The organism is Pseudoalteromonas sp. BSi20480 (assembly GCF_000241365.1).
Lineage (GTDB): Bacteria > Pseudomonadota > Gammaproteobacteria > Enterobacterales > Alteromonadaceae > Pseudoalteromonas > Pseudoalteromonas marina.
The window spans coordinates 1-18743 of the sequence record NZ_BADX01000078.1; the positions used below are offsets into that span (position 1 = coordinate 1).

Annotated in this window: 14 protein-coding genes and 2 pseudogenes; 4 read left to right on the forward strand and 12 right to left on the reverse strand. The window is 40.5% G+C overall.

All coding sequences use genetic code 11. From position 1 onward, the window contains the following. Nucleotides 1-28: 28 nt before the first annotated feature. Nucleotides 29-481 (reverse strand): c-type cytochrome, encoded by a 453-nt coding sequence (locus P20480_RS09775; protein WP_008129412.1) that lies wholly within the window; start codon nt 479-481, stop codon nt 29-31. Nucleotides 482-571: 90 nt separating this feature from the next. Beyond that, entirely contained in the window at nt 572-1042 is a 471-nt protein-coding gene (locus tag P20480_RS09770) for a DUF2721 domain-containing protein (protein ID WP_006792500.1), read from the reverse strand. Nucleotides 1043-1278: 236 nt separating this feature from the next. On the opposite strand from P20480_RS09770, the gene P20480_RS09765 reads away from it, so the two are divergent. Further along, nucleotides 1279-4746: a S8 family serine peptidase gene (locus P20480_RS09765; RefSeq protein ID WP_008129416.1), complete on the forward strand. Its 3468-nt coding sequence runs from the start codon at nt 1279-1281 to the stop codon at nt 4744-4746. A 130-nt stretch (nt 4747-4876) separates the two neighbouring features. Further along, nucleotides 4877-7051: a S9 family peptidase gene (locus P20480_RS09760; RefSeq protein WP_008129417.1), complete on the forward strand. Its 2175-nt coding sequence runs from the start codon at nt 4877-4879 to the stop codon at nt 7049-7051. 85 nt (nt 7052-7136) lie between these two features. Here the strand turns inward: P20480_RS09760 and P20480_RS09755 are convergent, their stop codons facing one another. The 4 genes from P20480_RS09755 to P20480_RS09740 form a co-directional block, all read right to left on the reverse strand. Next, nucleotides 7137-8618 (reverse strand): sensor histidine kinase, encoded by a 1482-nt coding sequence (locus P20480_RS09755; protein ID WP_008129418.1) that lies wholly within the window; start codon nt 8616-8618, stop codon nt 7137-7139. 10 nt (nt 8619-8628) lie between these two features. After that, a complete protein-coding gene (locus P20480_RS09750) occupies nt 8629-9354 on the reverse strand; it encodes a response regulator transcription factor (protein WP_008129419.1) in 726 nt (241 codons plus the stop codon). A gap of 87 nt (nt 9355-9441) precedes the next feature. Further along, nucleotides 9442-10164: a spondin domain-containing protein gene (locus tag P20480_RS09745; protein WP_008129420.1), complete on the reverse strand. Its 723-nt coding sequence runs from the start codon at nt 10162-10164 to the stop codon at nt 9442-9444. A gap of 10 nt (nt 10165-10174) precedes the next feature. Further along, complete coding sequence (locus P20480_RS09740) at nt 10175-10876, reverse strand: spondin domain-containing protein (RefSeq protein ID WP_006792493.1); 702 nt, start codon at nt 10874-10876, stop codon at nt 10175-10177. Nucleotides 10877-11058: 182 nt separating this feature from the next. Between P20480_RS09740 and P20480_RS20090 the strand changes: the two are divergent. Together P20480_RS20090 and P20480_RS09735 are read left to right on the forward strand one after the other, a co-directional pair. Then, nucleotides 11059-11425, forward strand: a pseudogene (locus tag P20480_RS20090) (DUF4870 domain-containing protein). 69 nt (nt 11426-11494) lie between these two features. Further along, a complete protein-coding gene (locus P20480_RS09735) occupies nt 11495-11929 on the forward strand; it encodes a YqaA family protein (protein WP_006792491.1) in 435 nt (144 codons plus the stop codon). A 12-nt stretch (nt 11930-11941) separates the two neighbouring features. Here P20480_RS09735 and folX read toward each other — a convergent pair whose 3' ends face one another. From folX to P20480_RS18065, 6 genes and pseudogenes are all read right to left on the reverse strand, one after another. Then, nucleotides 11942-12298 (reverse strand): dihydroneopterin triphosphate 2'-epimerase, encoded by a 357-nt coding sequence (gene folX, locus P20480_RS09730; RefSeq protein ID WP_008129424.1) that lies wholly within the window; start codon nt 12296-12298, stop codon nt 11942-11944. A 3-nt stretch (nt 12299-12301) separates the two neighbouring features. After that, the gene (gene folE, locus P20480_RS09725) at nt 12302-12856 is read right to left on the reverse strand and encodes a GTP cyclohydrolase I FolE (RefSeq protein WP_006792489.1); all 555 of its coding nucleotides are present in this window, start codon (nt 12854-12856) and stop codon (nt 12302-12304) included. A gap of 17 nt (nt 12857-12873) precedes the next feature. Beyond that, on the reverse strand, nt 12874-13593 hold the full coding sequence (gene folM, locus P20480_RS09720) for a dihydromonapterin reductase (protein WP_008129425.1): 720 nt from the start codon (nt 13591-13593) through the stop codon (nt 12874-12876). A gap of 135 nt (nt 13594-13728) precedes the next feature. Next, nucleotides 13729-14559, reverse strand: coding sequence for an ammonia-dependent NAD(+) synthetase (nadE, locus tag P20480_RS09715; protein WP_006792487.1), 831 nt, complete (start codon nt 14557-14559; stop codon nt 13729-13731). 68 nt (nt 14560-14627) lie between these two features. After that, the gene (locus tag P20480_RS09710; protein ID WP_008129426.1) at nt 14628-15257 is read right to left on the reverse strand and encodes a YceH family protein; all 630 of its coding nucleotides are present in this window, start codon (nt 15255-15257) and stop codon (nt 14628-14630) included. A 51-nt stretch (nt 15258-15308) separates the two neighbouring features. Then, a pseudogene (locus tag P20480_RS18065) lies at nt 15309-18665 on the reverse strand (ATP-binding protein). Between the last annotated feature and the right edge of the window lie 78 nt (nt 18666-18743).

Genomic DNA, 18743 nt, shown 5'->3' on the forward strand with positions numbered 1-18743 from the left:
TCCTTTTTTTGTTTTATCAATTTTTTAATTAGTCTTTAAATTGCTTGTGGCAATCTTTACAACCTTTCGCCCAAGCACCAAAGGCTTTACCAATAACCGCTTTGTCGCCAGATTGGGCAGCTAGAGCAAGTTTGTCTGCGTTTGCAGCAAACGCATTGGCTTTTTCAACAAATACCGTATTTTCAGACCAAACAGCAGCTAGTGCCGATGTATCGCCTTTGTCTGTTCCTGCGTAAAACGCTTCCCAAGGCATTTTTGAGAGCGCTGCTGCGTTATTTGCACGCATTTTGAATTGTTCTGCATCAAATGGAACTTTGCCCTTAAGCATTGCGCCCATATCGCCAATTTGAACTGATAGCATAGAAAAAGCACTTTGACGGTATTCAATAGCGTCGCTTGGCTCTTTAAACGCAGAGTTTGCAGATACACTTAGCGCGCATGTTGTTAGTAATGCACCCGCTAGAATCTTTTTAAATTTCATATTATTGCCCCTGTTAACTATTTTTTGACTATTGCTTTGTATCTTAGCTATTGGTTTTATTCAAGCTAATACAGAAAAATTAACTAAAAGTTAATCGTTCATATCAATATCAGCAAATATCATCCCTCGTCGCATACTGCGAGTTGCTAAGAAAACTTCACCTAATAACGACATAAACGCACATATTAACAACGCCATAGCGGCCACAAAACAGCTGGCGATAGTAACGCCTAAGTTTATTGATTGAATGTGAGATAAAAATAATAGCATAACCACTGCGCATACAAGCAAAGCGCTCAAAACACTTAAACTAAAGGCTATGTGTATACAACGGGAGCGTTTTAATAGAGCGCGAAGCTCAGTTGCAAGCGATTTATTAAAATCTTCATCGGTGCTTACTTTTAGTTTGCGCTCCAATTGCCTTGCACGGTCTGTAATACGAGCCAAGCGGTTTGATAAAACGCCAAGTGTAGCTGCAATACCGGTTATTAAAAACACTGGTGCAACAGCTGTTTGTATTACTTTAGCCATAGTTAAAATGTTGATCACATCATTATTCATAAAGTACCTAGTTATTATGCAGTTTTTGTTTACAAATATTCACAAAAGTGAAATGTGGTTTTATTTATTTATATCAGTTGCTTGGTGCTTGTTTGATTGTTTTTTTTATGTGCTTAATGCTTATTTGTAACCAAAGTGTTGCTTGGTGGGGGGTGAACGTTTTATATTCGTCCATACATTGTAATTTGCTTTATTAATGTGACTACAATAATACATAAAATATCCTAGGGGAACTCATGAGTAACAATATAATAAAAAAGACAGCGATAGCGACGGCTGTTTCTAGCGCATTTGTGGCAACACTTGCAAGTGCCGCTGAATTACCAAAAGCAAATATTAACTACAAACAAGTAGAACAAGTAGTTGAAGTTGCAGCAGACAAAAAAGAGCCTTCAGCTCATATGATCGTTCTTAAAGCAACAACATCTGTGGATGCAGTATCAGCTGGAACTTATCAGGCTTCAAGTAGCCGTGAAATAACAGCTCAGGTTGAGCAGCTTCAAGACATAATGACTGCAGAGTTGAGTAACTTAGATTTTGATGCAAAAGTAATTGGCAAAACAAAGATTCTTGCTCCAACGTTAATAGTTCAAGCAACACCTGAAGCTTTAAAGCAGATTGCAAAAGATGATCGCGTTGCAAAAGTATTACCAATGTTTGACCGTGAACTTCACGTTGCTGCAAGCTCTGATTATATTAACGCTAAACCATTAATTACTGATGGTATTGTAAGTGGTAAAGGTCAGCGCGTTGCAGTACTAGATACAGGTATTGACTATACTCACGCAGCATTTGGCGGTGCAGGTACTGTTGAAGCATACCTAGCGGCACAAGAAGATCCTACAACAGTTACATGGCCGCAAGGCATTGTACAAGGTGGCTATGACTTTATTCGTGATGATGCAGATCCAATTGAAAATGATGCTGCAAATTCACCGTCAACAGGTGATCCAACAAATCATGGTACATCATCTGCAAACTCTGTAAACGGTATTGCTCCAGAGGTTGAGCTATACGCATATTCTGTATGTGGCGGTGGTTGTCCAAGTGCAGCACAAGCAGCTGCATTAGAGGCTGCAATGGATCCTAACGGTGATGGCGATATTTCAGATCGTGTTGACGTGATGAACATGTCTCTTGGTGGTGAATTTGGTGATACTTACACTGGTGGTGGTACACAATACCTAGTTCAACGTGCTGTTGAATTAGGTGTTAACATGGTAATTTCTGCCGGTAACGATGGTGATAACCCATTCCGTGTTGGTGGCCCAAGTACAACTCCTAATGCCTTATCTGTTGGTGCAATGACACATCCAACAACAGAAGTTGGTATTGCAAGTGGAACAGTTGCAGGCGTTGAAGGCGATATTCAAGCGTCAGGTTTTGGCCCACAAGATGGCTTTACCCTATCAGGTGCTGATATTGATTTAGTATACCCTACAGCAAATCAAAACGGCTGTGACGCTTTTGCAGACGATGTTGACTTTACAGGTAAAGCGGTACTAATAGATCGTGGTGCCTGTGCATTTACACAAAAAGTACTAAACGCACAAGCTAAAGGTGCAGAGTTTGTATTTATTGCAAATAACGTTGACGATGGCACACCAGCCCCAATGGGTGGTTTTGATGCTGACGTAACTATTAAAAACGTTGGGATTAATTTTGCAGCGGGTGCTGCACTAAAAGCACAGCTAGAAGCTGGCGGCCCTGCAACATTTGATATTAGTGTTGAGATTAAAACAACAGCGGGTGCTGTGGCAACATTCTCATCACGCGGCCCTTCAATGGATGGCTTACTTAAACCAGAAATTACAGCGCCAGGTACAAGTATTGACGTAGCAGCAGCAGGAACTCAAACTGGCACTAATCCTGTGTCGGGTACCTCGTTCTCAGGTCCAATTACAGCCGGTGCGGTTGCTATGATCCGTGAAGCTCATCCAAATCGTAATGCGTTTGAAATTAAAGCAACGATTATGAACGCGGCAAACCTTGAAGTAACTAACGAACCTCTTGCTATTAATCCTGATTCAGAGCTTGCGCCTATTAGTATGATAGGTGCTGGTTTAGTTGATGTAACTAAGGCTGTTAACTTACCTGTTGCAGCATGGGTACACAATGCTGAGTTTGATACAAAACAAGCTGCCCTTTCTTATGGTTTAGTGAGCCTTGCAGAAGCCGGTTCTATCACTAAAACGGTCACTGTTAAAAACTTCTCTGCTGAAGCGAAAACATATAACCTTCGTACTGAAGCACGTTACGAAAGCGACGAAAAAACTGAAGCTGTTAGCTGGGATTTCCCAGAATCAGTAACAATTCCAGCTGGGCAAGCAGTAAACTTTGATATCACAATGATGGTTGACCCAAGTAAACTACCTGCATGGGAATTAGAGAATCCATTTAGTGCTGATGACATTGCTGCTCGCAGTGCTGCACTAACATCGATTGAGTTTGATGGTGCGTTAGTATTTGATGATGCGTCAACAGATACAACTCACGATCTACACGTTGTGTATCATGCAATGCCGAAAGCAGCGACAGAGCTAAGTTATACTGCCGAGCTAATTGACAATAAAGTTGCACTAGTACTTGAAAATACAGGTCAGACTGAAATCACTCCTCAAGCCGAAAGCATCATTGCAGTAGGCACAGAGAAAACAATGGAAGAGGCTGAGTATAATATTCTGTCGAGCACATTCTCTGCATTTGGTGCAGACTTCTGTGATTCAGGTATTTACATCACTTCATCAATTCAATTACGTGATCCGCTAACGCACACTTTCCAGGCTGGTTACAGAGTTGAAATTGATACAGATAATGATGGTGTTGCTGATCAGTTCTTACAAAACTTAAATGACCGTGGCCGTACAACGGCTTCACCAGGCCGTAGCCGTACATTAATTGGTACTACTGACGGTGCTGGTAATGATGGTTGGGCATGGGGTACACCACTTCTTCATTCAGCAGGTGAGGATACAATCACATTTACTGGTTGTTCTGAGCTAATGAACATTGATGGGTCGTTACTTGGTCAGCCAATGAACTTTAGAGTATCTGTTGGTTACCCAAGCTACCAGTCAGGTGTTTTCTCTGAGACAGACAGTGTAACTGGCTCTGTGGTATTTGGTGTTCAGCCTGAAGTTCAAATGACTTCGCTTGAAACTGGCGAAGCCGTTGCATCACTTCTACCTGGTGAAAAAGCAATGGTATCTGCAAGTGGTCCATTTGTTTTATCTCAAGGTGCTGGCACTAACATCATTAAAGCAATGACAAGTGAAGAGCTTACATTACCAGCTATTGAGGCGCCTATCTTAGTAGGTGGTGAATTCTCAGTTTCTGAAGATGCGGCTGATGGTACAGTAGTTGGAGCGCTTACAATTGAAGAAGCCGATTTTGACTTAGCGGTTTCTGAGTACTACGTTCAATCAAACACAAATATTGGGTTAGGTGTTGATGAGCAAGGTCAAATTGTGGTTGCTGACACCAACATGCTAGCAGGTGATACTACTGCTGAAATGGAAGTTGTTGCGATTGATATTCGAGGCAATGTTTCTGAGCCTGTAACTGTAACTGTTAATGTAACTGCAGTAGTACCTCCGGCAGTTGTTATTCCAGAGCCAGAGAAGAAAAGTTCGTCAGGTTCATTAGCTTGGTTAACGCTTCTAGTAGCACCGTTCGCATTCATGCGTCGTCGTAAGCAAAAGTAAGCTTAAAAATGATTAAGTACTAAATTAAAGGGAGCTTCGGCTCCCTTTTTACATAGCTTCACAAACTAAATCACAAAAGGTATTAATTTTAGGTATATTTAGGTAACAAAAATAATAAGGACTTTGCCTGATGACACGTACTCCCTTTGCACTTGCTGCACTCTCGCTTGCTATTTTAAGCGGGTGTAATAAAGCCCCCGAAGAAACTCAAAAAAATACGGTTCAAGTTGAGTCAGCTCAAACTGTAACAGCGGTTGCACCAATTGCTAAAAAAGTACCCCATGAAATGACCATTCATGGCGATACACGTATCGATAATTACTACTGGCTCAGAGATGACGAGCGAAAAGCACCTGAGATCATTAACTATTTAGAAGCCGAAAATGCGTATTCTGACGCTATGCTTGCGCATACTAAAAAATTACAAAGTAGTTTATTTGAAGAGCTTAAAGGGCGAATCCAAAAAGATGATGACTCTGTTCCGGTAAAAGACGGCCAGTACTATTACTCGTCGCAAACTCGCGGCGATAATGAGTACGCCACTTACTTACGCAGTAGTGATTTTGCAGGCACCGATCAGGAAGTTATTTTAGACGTAAATGAATTGGCTAAAGGTCATGACTATTTTGCGGTTAGTGGCCTAAATGTCAGCCCAAATGACAACTTAATGGCGTATGGTGAAGATACGGTAAGTCGCCGTGTTTACAACATAAAAATTAAGGATTTAAGCACTGGTAAATTATTAGACGACACGCTTGAAGGCACCAGTGGTTATGTTGTGTGGGCGAACGACAATAAAACAGTCTATTACATCAAAAAAGACGCGCAAACCTTACTCGGGTATCAGGTTTATCGTCATACGCTTGGTACACCACAAAGCGATGACGAGCTTGTTTACGAAGAAACAGACACAAGCTATTACACAGGTATGAGCAAGAGCAAAGACGGCTCAGAAATTTATATTTGGCATAGCAGTACTGATGCATCGGGTTTGTCAGTACTTAATGCAAATGATGTAAACGCTAAGCCTAAGCGCTTAATTGAACGTGAAGCCAACCTTGAATACAGCATTTCCAAATTAGGCAATACTTATTACATTGTTACTAATTTAAATGCCGTTAACTTTCAGCTTATGAAAGTAGATATTGATAAAGCCGGTGATAAAGCAAATTGGCAAAGCGTGATCCCTGCGCGCGAGGGTATTAAACTCGAAGGTGTTGAGTTGTTTGATGACTACTTAGTATACCAACAACGCGAAATGGGCCAATCAACACTGATTGCGCGTAATTTAACATCGGGCAAAGAGTTACCACTAAGCTTTAACGACAGTGCATATACAATTAATGCGTACGGTAATAACGAATTAGACAGCGATACGCTGCGTGTTTACTACACCAGTATGACGACGCCGGGTTCATCTTATGATGTTAATTTGGCCACTGGCGAAAAAACATTATTAAAACAACAAACAGTATTAGGTGACTTTAACGCGGACAACTATGCCTCAGAACGTATTTTTGTAACAGCACGCGATGGCGTAAAAGTACCGGTGAGTTTGGTGTATCGAAAAGAGTTATTTAAAAAAGATGGCACTAACCCATTATTGCAATACGGCTATGGTTCGTATGGCGCAACAATGGATCCGAGCTTTTCGTCTGCACGATTAACGTTGCTTGACCGCGGTTTTGTATTTGCAATTGCCCATGTACGTGGTTCGCAAATGTTAGGTCGCCCGTGGTACGAAGCGGGTAAGCTACTTACCAAAAAGAACACGTTTAACGACTTTGTAGATGTAACTAAGTCATTAGTTGAGCAAAAGTATGGTGCAAAAGACAACATATTTGCACAAGGCGGCAGTGCGGGTGGACTATTAATGGGTGCAGTGGCAAACCAAGCGCCTGAGCTTTATAAAGGCATGGTTGCACAGGTTGCGTTTGTTGATGTGGTTACTACTATGCTAGATGAAACGATTCCGCTTACAACTAACGAGTATGGCGAGTGGGGTAACCCTAACGAGAAAGAATATTACGATTATATGTTGTCTTATTCACCGTACGATCAGGTCAGTAAGCAAGACTACCCTAATATGTTAGTTACTACAGGTTTACACGATTCACAGGTTCAATATTTTGAGCCAGCAAAATGGGTTGCTAAGCTGCGTGACTACAAAACAGATGATAATAAACTATTATTTAAAATAGATATGGAAGCCGGACATGGCGGTGCTTCTGGCCGTTTTAAACGCCTAGAAGATGCCGCGTTAAATTATGCATTTATGCTTGATTTAGCGGGTATAAAAAAATAACAAACCCTAGGGGCTGTTGATTTAATTTGCAAAGGTCAGCGGTCCCACAATTCAACTAAGTAATGAGCTAAGGCGTAACGTTAAGTTACGCCTTTTTTTGTGGCAAATTAAAGCTAAACATAGTGCCTTTGCCTAGTTCACTTTGTACATTTATTTCACTGTCCATGAGTTTTAATAGCCCGCGGCAAATAGCAAGGCCCAAACCACCTTGTTGTCGGCCGGCTTTGTTAGAATTACTAGCTTGGTAATGAGGATCAAAAATGGCATTTAACTCTTCGTGTTTAATACCCACGCCGGTATCAGAAACCTGCACAAATAATTGATTGTCATTACCGCGTTTTACACGCACAGCAATACTGCCGTCACGCGGGGTATGCCTAATGGCGTTATCGATTAAGTTACTTAAAACACGCTCAAGTTTGGCTATGTCGGCAATGACAGGAAAGTCACAAATTTCTGGATCAACCGATAAATTAATGCCTTTTTTCTCTACGGCCAAACTAAACTTAGCAATACAATCGTAAATAAGTTCACCTAGGTTAAATGTTTCTTTGTTGATGCTTATTTCGCCATTTTCGAGGTGTGCGAGTTCAAAAATTTGCTCTATTAGTTGCTTAAGTTGACCACAGTTATTTAGTGATACTTGCAAGTACTCTTGCTGCTCTTGCGCACTTAGTTTGTCACCTGACTGATTTAACACCTCTAAAAAACCTTGTAACGAAGCCAGTGGCGTACGTAAGTCATGAGATAAGTGAGTAAGTAGCTCTTTGCGTTGTTTATCGCCTTGCTCTAGTGCTTTAAATTGCTCATTTATACGTGTGAGCATTGCTTGAATAGTTCGGCTTAAGCTATGGACTTCATTACTTTTTTGAGTTGAATAAATACTCAGTTTTGTGTCGTTTAGGCTGTAGTTTGCAGCCTCAATTTTGCTTACATCTTTTGCAAGGCGTTGAATAGGGTTTGTAAAAAATCGCAGTAAAATAAGCATCGCAATAAATAAAAAAACGAGTGCTGAGCCTAGCCATATGGCAGCCAATAATAACGAGTCGTTACTTTTTATATGATTAAGAGAGGTGTCGTATGCCTCACCACCAATAATCACATATAAATACCCTTGCAATGTGTTGTTATTAAAAACAGGCGCCACAGAAAATATTTTTTGTTGCTCAGGGTTTCTTGGGTTGTCGCCATAAACTGGTGTAGCACTTGGGTTAGCTATAAGGTGCTTTAATGGCGTTAAATTAATATGTGTACGCTTCACTTTTCCGGGTTCTGCGGAGTAAGTTAATATTTTTCCGTTTTCGTCTACAAAGTAAAATTCAAAGGCGGGGCCGAGTAACATTAAGGTATGAAATAGGTTTTCAAGGGCTTCGTAATCGTATACGCCTTCTTTTATCAATGGGTTATCTTGTACTAAATGCTCAGCTAGCGCTAAATGTAAATTTTGTTCTCCATGGTGTTTAGAGTTGAGTTCTAGTTGTTTACTCCAGCTATAAACCAGCGCGCAAATAAAACAAAAAATAACGGCTAACGACACTGCTAATTTTTGGTACAAAGAAAGTCTCATAATAAAAATCTTAATTAAGTTGGCTTGGATTGAGTTTGTATCCCACACCCCAAACGGTTTCTATAATAGGTGTCGATTGGTGCAATTCAAGCTTTGCGCGCAACCGATTAATATGTGAATTAACAGTATGTTCGTAACCGCTATGTTGGTAGCCCCAGACTTTATCAAGTAGTTGCTGGCGACTAAATACATGGTTAGGGTGGCGTGCAAAATACACCAGCAAATCAAACTCGGTGGCAGTTAGGTTAATTGCCTGTTCGGCCAAATACACTTGATGAGAGTCAAACTCAATGTTTAATGAGCCAACTTTAAGGGTTTGTTCACTTGCAACAGAGGGTTCATCGGTATTTTGGCTGGCGAGTAACTGTGCTCTGTGTCGAAGTTGGGTTTTTACTCTAGCTTGAAGTTCACGTGCAAAAAAGGGTTTACAAATATAGTCGTCTGCGCCCATTTCTAGGCCAATAACCCTATCCATGTCGCTACTTAGTGCGGTGAGTAAAATAACGGAGGTCGTTGGATAGTGCTCTTTTATTTTACGACATAAACTTAATCCATCCATTTGCGGTAGGTTTATATCCAGTAAAATAAGCCCGTAGGGGTGCTTGGCAATTTTTCTTAGAGCCAGCTCAGCACTTATAACATGATCCACATGTAAATTTAGCGATGTAAGCTGTGTGGTAATTAATTTACCAATTTCTCTGTCGTCTTCAACTATGAGTAATTTTTCATGACGCATTGTTTATCCTCGTAAAAAAGGGGGCTTCCGTGCGCCCCTACTTCCCCATTACAAGCTGGTATATCAAGGTTAATACTGATAAACGAATTACTGAGTGCGGGTAATAACCACTTTTGCTAATGGGTTATCAAACTTATGTTCAGGGCTAAGTACTGAACTAGATAAGCCATCTTCATTTGTAACTACACCTGGGTGTCTTGCTACAAAATTAACATCATCACGGGCTTCATTAAAACCTTCTCCGCCATCAGCAGGACCGGGTATCGTACCAGCTGCTTCTGTATTTGCTTCAGTACCTGCATCATAAGCAACAGTGGTGCGAATTAAAGAGTCACCCACGGCTAATGAAGATACGTCTAAAGCACTAAGACCGGTAAATCCATCATTTGTGTTCACCATCATAGTGGCAAGTGAAAGCTTGAGTGCTTCAAGTGAGTCTGTTGTTAATGTAATCGTAGTATTTGCGCCAGGTCCAACAGGGCCTTCGCTTGATGCATTTGCAATGGCGTTTTCTAATGCAAGTAGTTGGCTGTTGTCGCCTCCTTCAGCCATTGTTTCTAATGCAACCGATGCAGGACTACCTATTTGCCAAAGTGTGCCTTCTGTATGTGCAATAATGGCAATAGGCGATAGTGGCTGCCCTGCGGTTAAATTACTGACGGTTACATCAAATGTATAGCTTACAGGCTCAGGAGTCGGCGGTGTGACAACTTGAACAGGATCGTTACTGTCGTTGTCGCCACAGGCTGCAAGTGAAGCTGCAAGTGCAACAACCACGATGCTTTTTTTAAAGTTATTTAAAGATGCCATGATTACGCTCCTACTTAACCGTAACGGTTAGTTTAGCTACAGGGTTTAACCATCTGTGAACCGTGTTGCTTAAATCACTATTACCAGCGGTTAAGTCGTCGTCACCTAGTGTACCAGGGTGAATATGCACATTAATGTTGCTATCGGTGCTTGTTAAGCCTGCGCCACCTGTACCCGCATCACCACCTGGTGCTGCAGGAATACCTGGCGTACCAGGTGCTCCAGAACCTTCAACCACTAGCTCATTATTTTGCTCAGTGCCCGCATCGTATGCATTTAAGTAAACTGTGTAGGTACCGGCTTCGGTTGGTATTTTCCAGCTATCAAGGCCAACAAAGCCATCGTTTGTAGGTAGTAACATAGCGGTCACTGATAAGTAATCGTTACCGTCTGTCGTCATTAGTGTTGTCATGGTTGATGACGATGGTGCTAATAGACCTTCTGCTGGGTTTGCAGCCATATCGCTACCTGCTGCAGTGGCTTGTGCCATTAGCTCAGCAATGTTGCCACCTTCAGCCATTGTTTGTAATGCGGTAGAAGCTTCAGTTGCAACTTCAAAAAGCTTATCTTCACTGTTGTGTGCTGTAACTAGTAGCGGAGTGAAGTGAATGCCTTGGGTTAGGTTGGTTATTGTTAAGTCTAACTCTGCAGCCATGGTTGACTGGCTAGCTACCGCTAAAAGAGTTGCAAGTGTAAAAGTTGAAGCTTTCATTTTTTATTTCCTGTAAGTGATGATTCGAGATAAGTATTGAACAATCGTCTCCAGAAACTCTCACAAACTTATCACTTTTTTATCACAGGAATGTAGGTTGTGATTTTTGTAAATAAATACGCCAGAAAACTTATAGACCTGTGTATAATTAAACCGCATTATAAAAATTAAAGGATTGTGTTATGGAAGAAAATCAACAGGTTAAAGTAGTAAATAAAGATGAGCGCACATGGGCAATGTTGTGCCATTTAAGCGCGTTTGCTGGATTTATTGTGCCGTTTGGTTCAATCATAGGACCATTAATTATTTGGTTAATTAAAAAAAGATGAAATGCAAATGGTCAATGAGCACGGTAAAAAAGCGCTTAATTTTCAGATAACCATGGCAATTGCCTATATTATTTGTTTTGTATTGATGTTTGTTGTGATCGGTGTAATTTTATTACCTATTGTGGCTATCTTTTCTTTTATTATGGTGGTTTTAGCGAGTATTAAAGCCAATGAAGGTAAAGAGTTTAATTATCCACTGAGTTTAAATTTGATAAAATAAGCGCTCAATTATTTGTATAAACAGACCTTAGCCTTAGGCTGGGGTTTTACCTTTTCCCGCAAGGTTATTATGCTTTATCTAACGCTGTTTTTAAGCGCATTTATTTCAGCTACGCTATTGCCGAGTTCTTCAGAGGTGATCATGGTGGGAATGATCACACAAAGCCAAGTTAACCTTTGGCTTTTATGGTTGGTAGCAACACTAGGTAATGTATTGGGAAGCTGTGTTAACTATTGGTTAGGCACGCAAGTTTTACGTTTTAAACATAAAAAGTGGTTTCCGGTATCAGAACAAGGGCTTGAAAAGGCACAAAATCAGTTTAATAAATATGGCGTATATAGCCTATTGTTTGCATGGCTGCCTGTTGTTGGCGACCCATTAACAGTTATTGGCGGTATTTTTAAAGTGAGGTTTAGCGTGTTTTTACTTTTAGTAACACTTGGCAAAGGCGCACGCTATTTAGCGGTTATTGCCCTTGCCGTGGGAGTCGAAGCTCTTATTTAAGCTATACGCACACTACTTTGTCCAATCAAGTGTTAACGATACAGAGTCAGCAAAGCGAAGCGCATGCGGTTTATCTACACGGGCTTTGGCATAATTTACACTCGGGTGTGAATGACAAACAGCAAGAATTTCAGCGACTAGCTTTTCTAGTAATAAAAAGTGTCCTTGCTCAACTAAACTAATCACCTCTTTGGTGATCACTTTATAGTTAAGTGCTTGGTCTACTTCATCGGTTTTACATGCGTTGTCGGCAGGGTAGTGAATCTCAAGGTTGATCACTACGTCTTGCTTTTTTTCACGTTCTTCAGGATTAAAACCAATAAATGTACGTAAGCGTAAGTTAGTAACATTAATAATTGCGTTGGCCATAGATTACCCTTTAATAAGCTGCAAAAATTCGTTGCGTGTTTTAGGGTCGCTTCTAAAGTTACCCAGCATTACTGATGTACGCATACTTGAATTTTGCTTTTCTACACCGCGCATCATCATGCACATGTGCTTAGCTTCAACAATAACGCCTACACCTTTTGCGCCAGTCACTTCTTCAACGGCTTTGGCAATTTGATGTGTTAACTGTTCTTGTATTTGAAAACGACGCGAAAACATATCAACAATACGCGCAAATTTAGATAACCCCAGCACCTTGCCGTTTGGAATATAAGCAATATGGCAGCGGCCAATAAATGGTAGCAAGTGGTGCTCACACATAGAGTAAAGTTCTATATTTTGCACAAGTACCATGTCATCTGCATCAGAGGTAAATACGGCATTATTAGTAATTTCATCAAGCGTTTGGCGATACCCTTGTGTCAGGTATTCCATTGCTTTTGCAGCACGTTTTGGTGTGTCTAATAAACCTTCGCGTTCAGCGTCTTCGCCTACGGCGGTTATAATTTTTTGGTAGCTGTCTTTTAATTCGTTATGCATAGGTGTCTCAGTGTTTTTTACTTTAAATGACGTCCGCCATCAACAGGGATAGAGCGCCCTGTTATGTACTGACTTTGTAATAGTAAATCAATGCTGTTTATAATTTCTTGGCACCCAGGTTCGATGCCCATCAATGATTTTTTGAGTGTTTTAGCGCGGTATTGTTCGTCGTCGTGCTCGTTAAAAATAATAAGCGAAGGCGCAACCGCATTTACTTTTATATTTGGTGCGTATTTAGCACTAAACGATTTTGTTAGATTATCAAGTGCGCCCTTGCTTGCCGCATATGCCAAATGCTTAGGGCTTCCTGTTTCAACCACATAGTCAGTAAGGTGCACAATATCAGCCGCAGCACCGCTAGCTTGCTGGTGCGCTAAAAGTAAGTCAGCGCACTGCATATTAATTAAGTAGGGTGTTTTGGCATGAATGCGCATCATGTTATCAAAAAGCTTAGCGTGGTCTGGATTATTTGCTTCACAGTCCCAGCTAGATGCATTGTGTATAACAGCCTTTAAGGATTGGGTATGGGCTTTCAATGTATTAATAAACTCATTAATTCCCGCATCAGTACTGAAATCGGCATGGATACAAGTCACTCCCTGCTGCGCTAGTTTTTCTACGGCATCATGGCGAGTACGATAAGTAATAATCACTTTTTGCCCTTGGGTTAAGTAATGCTGAGCAAGGGCTAGGCCGATTCGTTGGCCTGCGCCAGTAATTAAAATAGGCGATGTCATATAATGCAGTGTTCTCTTTGGCAAGTTTTTAATAAATATTAGTACGTTAAGTGCAATGTGTACGTAATATTTGAGTAGGGCGATCAAAAAAGCAATTAAACTAGATGCTGTTAATTGCTTTTTATATCACTCATATCAATCGTAAATTGTTGGTATTGGCTGGCGTTTATGTTGCGTGCGCAGATATATACCGATTAACTTTTGCTCCACCTCTTCAGAGACAGGTTTGCCCTCTAAAAAATCATCAATTTGATTGTAACTTAAACCGAGCGCTTCTTCGTCGGTGAGGCCCGGTCGGTCGCTTTCTAAATCGGCTGTAGGGGCTTTTTCAACAAGCACTGCTGGCGCACCTAGGGCAGTCGCTAGTGCGCGAACTTGGCGCTTAGATAAACCAAAAAGAGGCGCTAAATCACATGCACCATCGCCAAATTTAGTGTAAAAGCCTGTAATGTTTTCTGCGCTATGATCGGTACCTACAACCAAGCCTTGGCTAAAACCAGCAATTTCGTATTGAGAAACCATACGTTGGCGTGCTTTAACGTTACCTTTAATAAAATCTATTTGAGCTTGCTCTGGTAATGCGTCACCGCTGCTAGTCATTGCGATTAACACTTGCTCATGTAAAGCATCAGCAGCAGGCTGAATATTAACGGTCATACGCTTACTTGGCTGAATAAAATCTACCGCCATTTGTGCTTCGTCTTCATCAGCTTGCACGCCGTAAGGTAGGCGCACAGCAATAAATTGATATTTGTTGGTGCTGTGTTCTTCATTTAATTCGTTAACAGCTAATTGGCATAAACGGCCGCAAGTTGAAGAATCAACCCCGCCACTAATACCAAGCACAAGCGAGCGTGAGTGGGCCGCAACTAAACGTGCTTTTATAAAGTTAACTCGACGAGAGATCTCAGCGTTTACATCAATGGTTGGCTGAACTTTCATTTCAGCCATTATTTCGGCGCGCATTGCCGGCTCCTTGTAAGATTTTAAATGTGATACGCAATAAACTTATTATGTGATTTAGTTTTACTTATTTAAAGCCCTAAATGTGCTTTTATCTGGTCAAGTTCTGCTTTTAACTCTTCTACTTCGCGTAATAAATCGTTTAGCTCTTTATCTTTAATGGCTTCGCTGGGTAAATTAATGGTATCGCTATCAGGCGTAATTGGTTGCTCACCAAATAAATGAATATATCGGCTTTCACGTTTACCTGCTTCGCGCGGTAACTTGGCAACTTGCTCATTTTCAATTAATTTATTTAGCGCATTTTCAACTTCATCTACATTATTAAAATCAGCGAGACGAGCGCTGCGTGTTCTTAATTCACCGGGTGTTTGGGCGCCGCGTAACAGCAATAGGCAAATAATGGCACGTTGTTGTGCTGAAAACTGTAAGCTACTAAATTCGGTATTACAAAAGCGGTGGTCGTATTTATTTACTCGCCCCGAAAGTGCTTCATCAACAGTAACTAGGCGCATGTCACTAAGTTCATCTAGCGCAACTTGCACATCACTTTCGGTTAAATTAAGAACAGGATCGCGATTCGATTTTTGATTACATGCATTGGTTAACCCATTCAGTGACAAAGGATAATGCTCTGGTGTAGTGCTTTGTTTTTCTAGGAGACAACCAATAACACGTTGTTGGTGTGGTGATAACTGCATAAGTACCCTTAAAAATATTAATTGTTAATGCTAATTAGTGGTAAGCCTTATTTAACTGCCAAGCCAGTGCTGCAACTTGGGTTTTAAGGCGGCCATATCAAGCGGCTTAGTTAAGTAATCGTCCATGCCCGCAGCAATACATTTTTCTCTATCGCCTTGCATGGCATTAGCCGTTAAAGCAATAATTGATACAGCATTATATTTTTCACCTGCTCCGCCTTGTCTGATTGCCTGCGTGGCTTGATAACCATCCATTATTGGCATTTGGCAATCCATTAAAATAAGTTTATACGGGTTATTTTGTTTGGCGTTTAGTTTGCTAATTGCTTGCTCACCATTTTCAGCAATATCAAAGATCACCCCGGCCTCTTTTAACAATGCAGAGGCCACAACTTGATTTATCTTATTGTCTTCTACTAACAATAAAACGGGCTCTGATGAATCTTTAATAGGTGCTTTTGTAAGTGTATTAGTGAGTTGCGCCTGATTTAATTGCTGCTCTAAAAATTTTTCATTAGTGAGTGAATCAAACAGATCTGATGGCGTAAGAGGTTTAAAAATCATGCAGTCGACATTCATTTTAAGCATTGATTCTTTTTGTGAATAACTCATTGGCGCCATAATTACTGATTTACATTTAAACTTTTTAATAAAGTTTTGTAAGGCGGTTGTTTGCGTTTTTGCAGCAACAGAAAAAAAGTGATAATCAACTAAAATTGCATCGTATGAACGAGCCATCTCTTCTAAGTGTATCAGCACCTCATTATAGTCATTAATAAACTCCACATGGGCCCCCCAAATTTTCAGCTGTTTAGTGGCTATACTGGTATTTAAGTGGCACTTATCAATAATTAAAATACGTTTGTTGTTTATTAGATGGCTTGGTAAATCTTGCTCTTTACTTAATCTAGGCTGTATTTTTACACTAAATGAAAACGTACTGCCTTCGCCTTCAACACTGTTGACACTGACGCTTCCGTCCATTAATTCACATAGTTGTTTTACTATCGTTAGCCCAAGGCCTGTACCGCCAAATTGGCGCGTAGTTGAAGTGTCGGCCTGTGTAAATGAATTAAATAATGATGTTTGCTGGTTTTTATTAATACCAATACCAGTGTCAATTACTGAGCACTACTAAAAAGGCTTCATCGGTGGAGTCGTCCACTCTGGCTATAATAATAACGTCACCATTTTTAGTAAATTTAACAGCATTACCAATCAAGTTATTAAGAATTTGCCTAAGCCTATTCGGGTCACTAATTATTTCACTTACTGTAATTTGGGTTGCGTCTAAAATTAGTTTTGTATTGTTTTGCTCTACTTTTAGTGCAAATGATTCAACCACTTCACCTAATAATTTTGGGAGATTAAATTGAATACTATCAATATTAAGTTTACCCGCTTCCATTTTAGAGAAGTCTAATATGTCATTAATAATATTAAGCAATGATTCGGCAGATGATTGCGCAAGCTCTATATGATGTGCTTGTTGTTGATCTAACTTTGTTTGCTTAATTATATTTAGCATGCCTAGCACCCCATTCATAGGAGTGCGAATTTCGTGGCTCATAGTTGCCAAAAATTCACTTTTTGCTGCCACCGCTTGCTCGGCTAATTCCTTAGCTTCTACTAATTCTTGTTCTGCTTCTATGCGTTGCTGGCTTGAATGTAAACTGCCTATAAGTGTAGCCACTGTGATTAAAAAACTTTCTTCGTTTTTGTCCACAAGCGTGTGGTTTTGCATTGCTCAGCACATATTATTCCTAATACCCCGTTGCCGGCAGGGATTGTTACGCACAGCATCGATTTTATTCCCAATGGCAATAAGTAATATGGCGACAAAGGAGATAGCGCTGAATTATGAATAACGTCAGGAATATTAAATACAGCTTGGTGATCAAGCATATTAAAAAAGTCAGGAAGGTGTTTTCTAAGCCAGGTTAGTTCAACGCTCTCGGCTTGTGTTAATTTATTATGCAGTGCAAACGGTATTAACTGTGTTTGGTCTTCGTTATAAAAACGAATGCTGGCACGCTCAATTTTTAAAGCATGGCAAATAGCCTCAGTGAGTATGTCTTTTGATTGGCTAAGTTTACCGTTTAAAATGAGCTTATTAACCGTTAATGAGGCTAACGTTTCATTGTGTAGTGCTGTAAAGCTGTTTTCTAATTCAATTTTTTTACGGGTATCAATATTTTGTAGCGAACCAAAAATACGCACACATCGACCATTTTTATGTTCAGCTTCTGCGTTAACAAGTACCCATACCGCTTCCCCTTCACCGTTTATTACCTCTAGTTCAACTTCATAACTATGGCCATATTTAATAGCACGTTCGAGTAGAGGTTTGATCGTTTCTCTGCTTTCGCCCTCTTTAAAATAGCTTAAATCTTCAGGCCATTGTGGCTGGGTATTGAGTGGGTATTTAAACAGTTTTTTAGTCATATCTGACCAATAAACTTGCTTAGTTTCTAAATTAAACGACCACGCACCTATTTGCGCCAAATCGCTCATGGTTTCTAGCATTCTTTCGTTTTTTTGCTGGCGGTCAAGCATTTTTAAAAAGAACAAAAATGCCCATGTAAGTAACGCACAAATAATAATTATTGCTAAACGTAATGGCCAAACTGCTGAGTTGGGTGGGCTCCAGCCCTGCTTGGGTGCAACGTATAACTGCCAGCTTCCGCCTTGAAAGTTTAACGAAAATGCGAGGGGATCTTGATTTAATATTGCGGCGTCACCAAAAAAAAACTCGCCTTTATCGCCCAGCCCATTTCTGCCTTGGAGTGCAACGTTATATTTTTCTTTAAGATCTAAAATTCCGGCGTTTTTATAAATTTTATTAATATCTAGAACAACAGAAAGTAATCCCCAAAAATTTTTATCAGGCGGGGTATAGACTGGCACACGCGCTATGAGTGCCTCACCTCCTTGCACTAGCGTTAACGGGCCAGCCATTATAATTGTGTTGGTGTCTCGCGCTTTAATAGCGTCAGCGCGTTGATTTTTATTCGCCAGCAAGTTGAGGCCCAGAGCCGCTTCATTTCCTTCAAGCGGGTAAGTCATTTTAATAATCATATTGGGTGCACCGCCAATATTTCTAAGCTCTTTTGATGTATTAAAAAGGGGGGCTGCAATTTGTGCAAAGCGTTCTTGATTTAAGTTAGGCTCTGCAGAAACAGCCACGCCTAAGCCGCGTACTAACTGAATGTTAGAAATTAAAATGGCTTCTAGTTGTGCTCTATAGGTGCTTACATCGGAGAGGATTTGAAGGCGATGAGCGTCTTTCACGCGAGTGTAATTAATGCGCTCTAGTACAACACTAATAAGCAGTAGTAGTGTCATCGATAACCAAAAAGTTCGGTTATAGTTGTGCGCACTTGCTTTTTTATTGTTAGTTGGTGGCATTAGCTACTATTGGCTTGAATTTAGGCTATTCCACTATAGCTATTTATTGTACAAATTAAAATGACGCTTATGCATAAG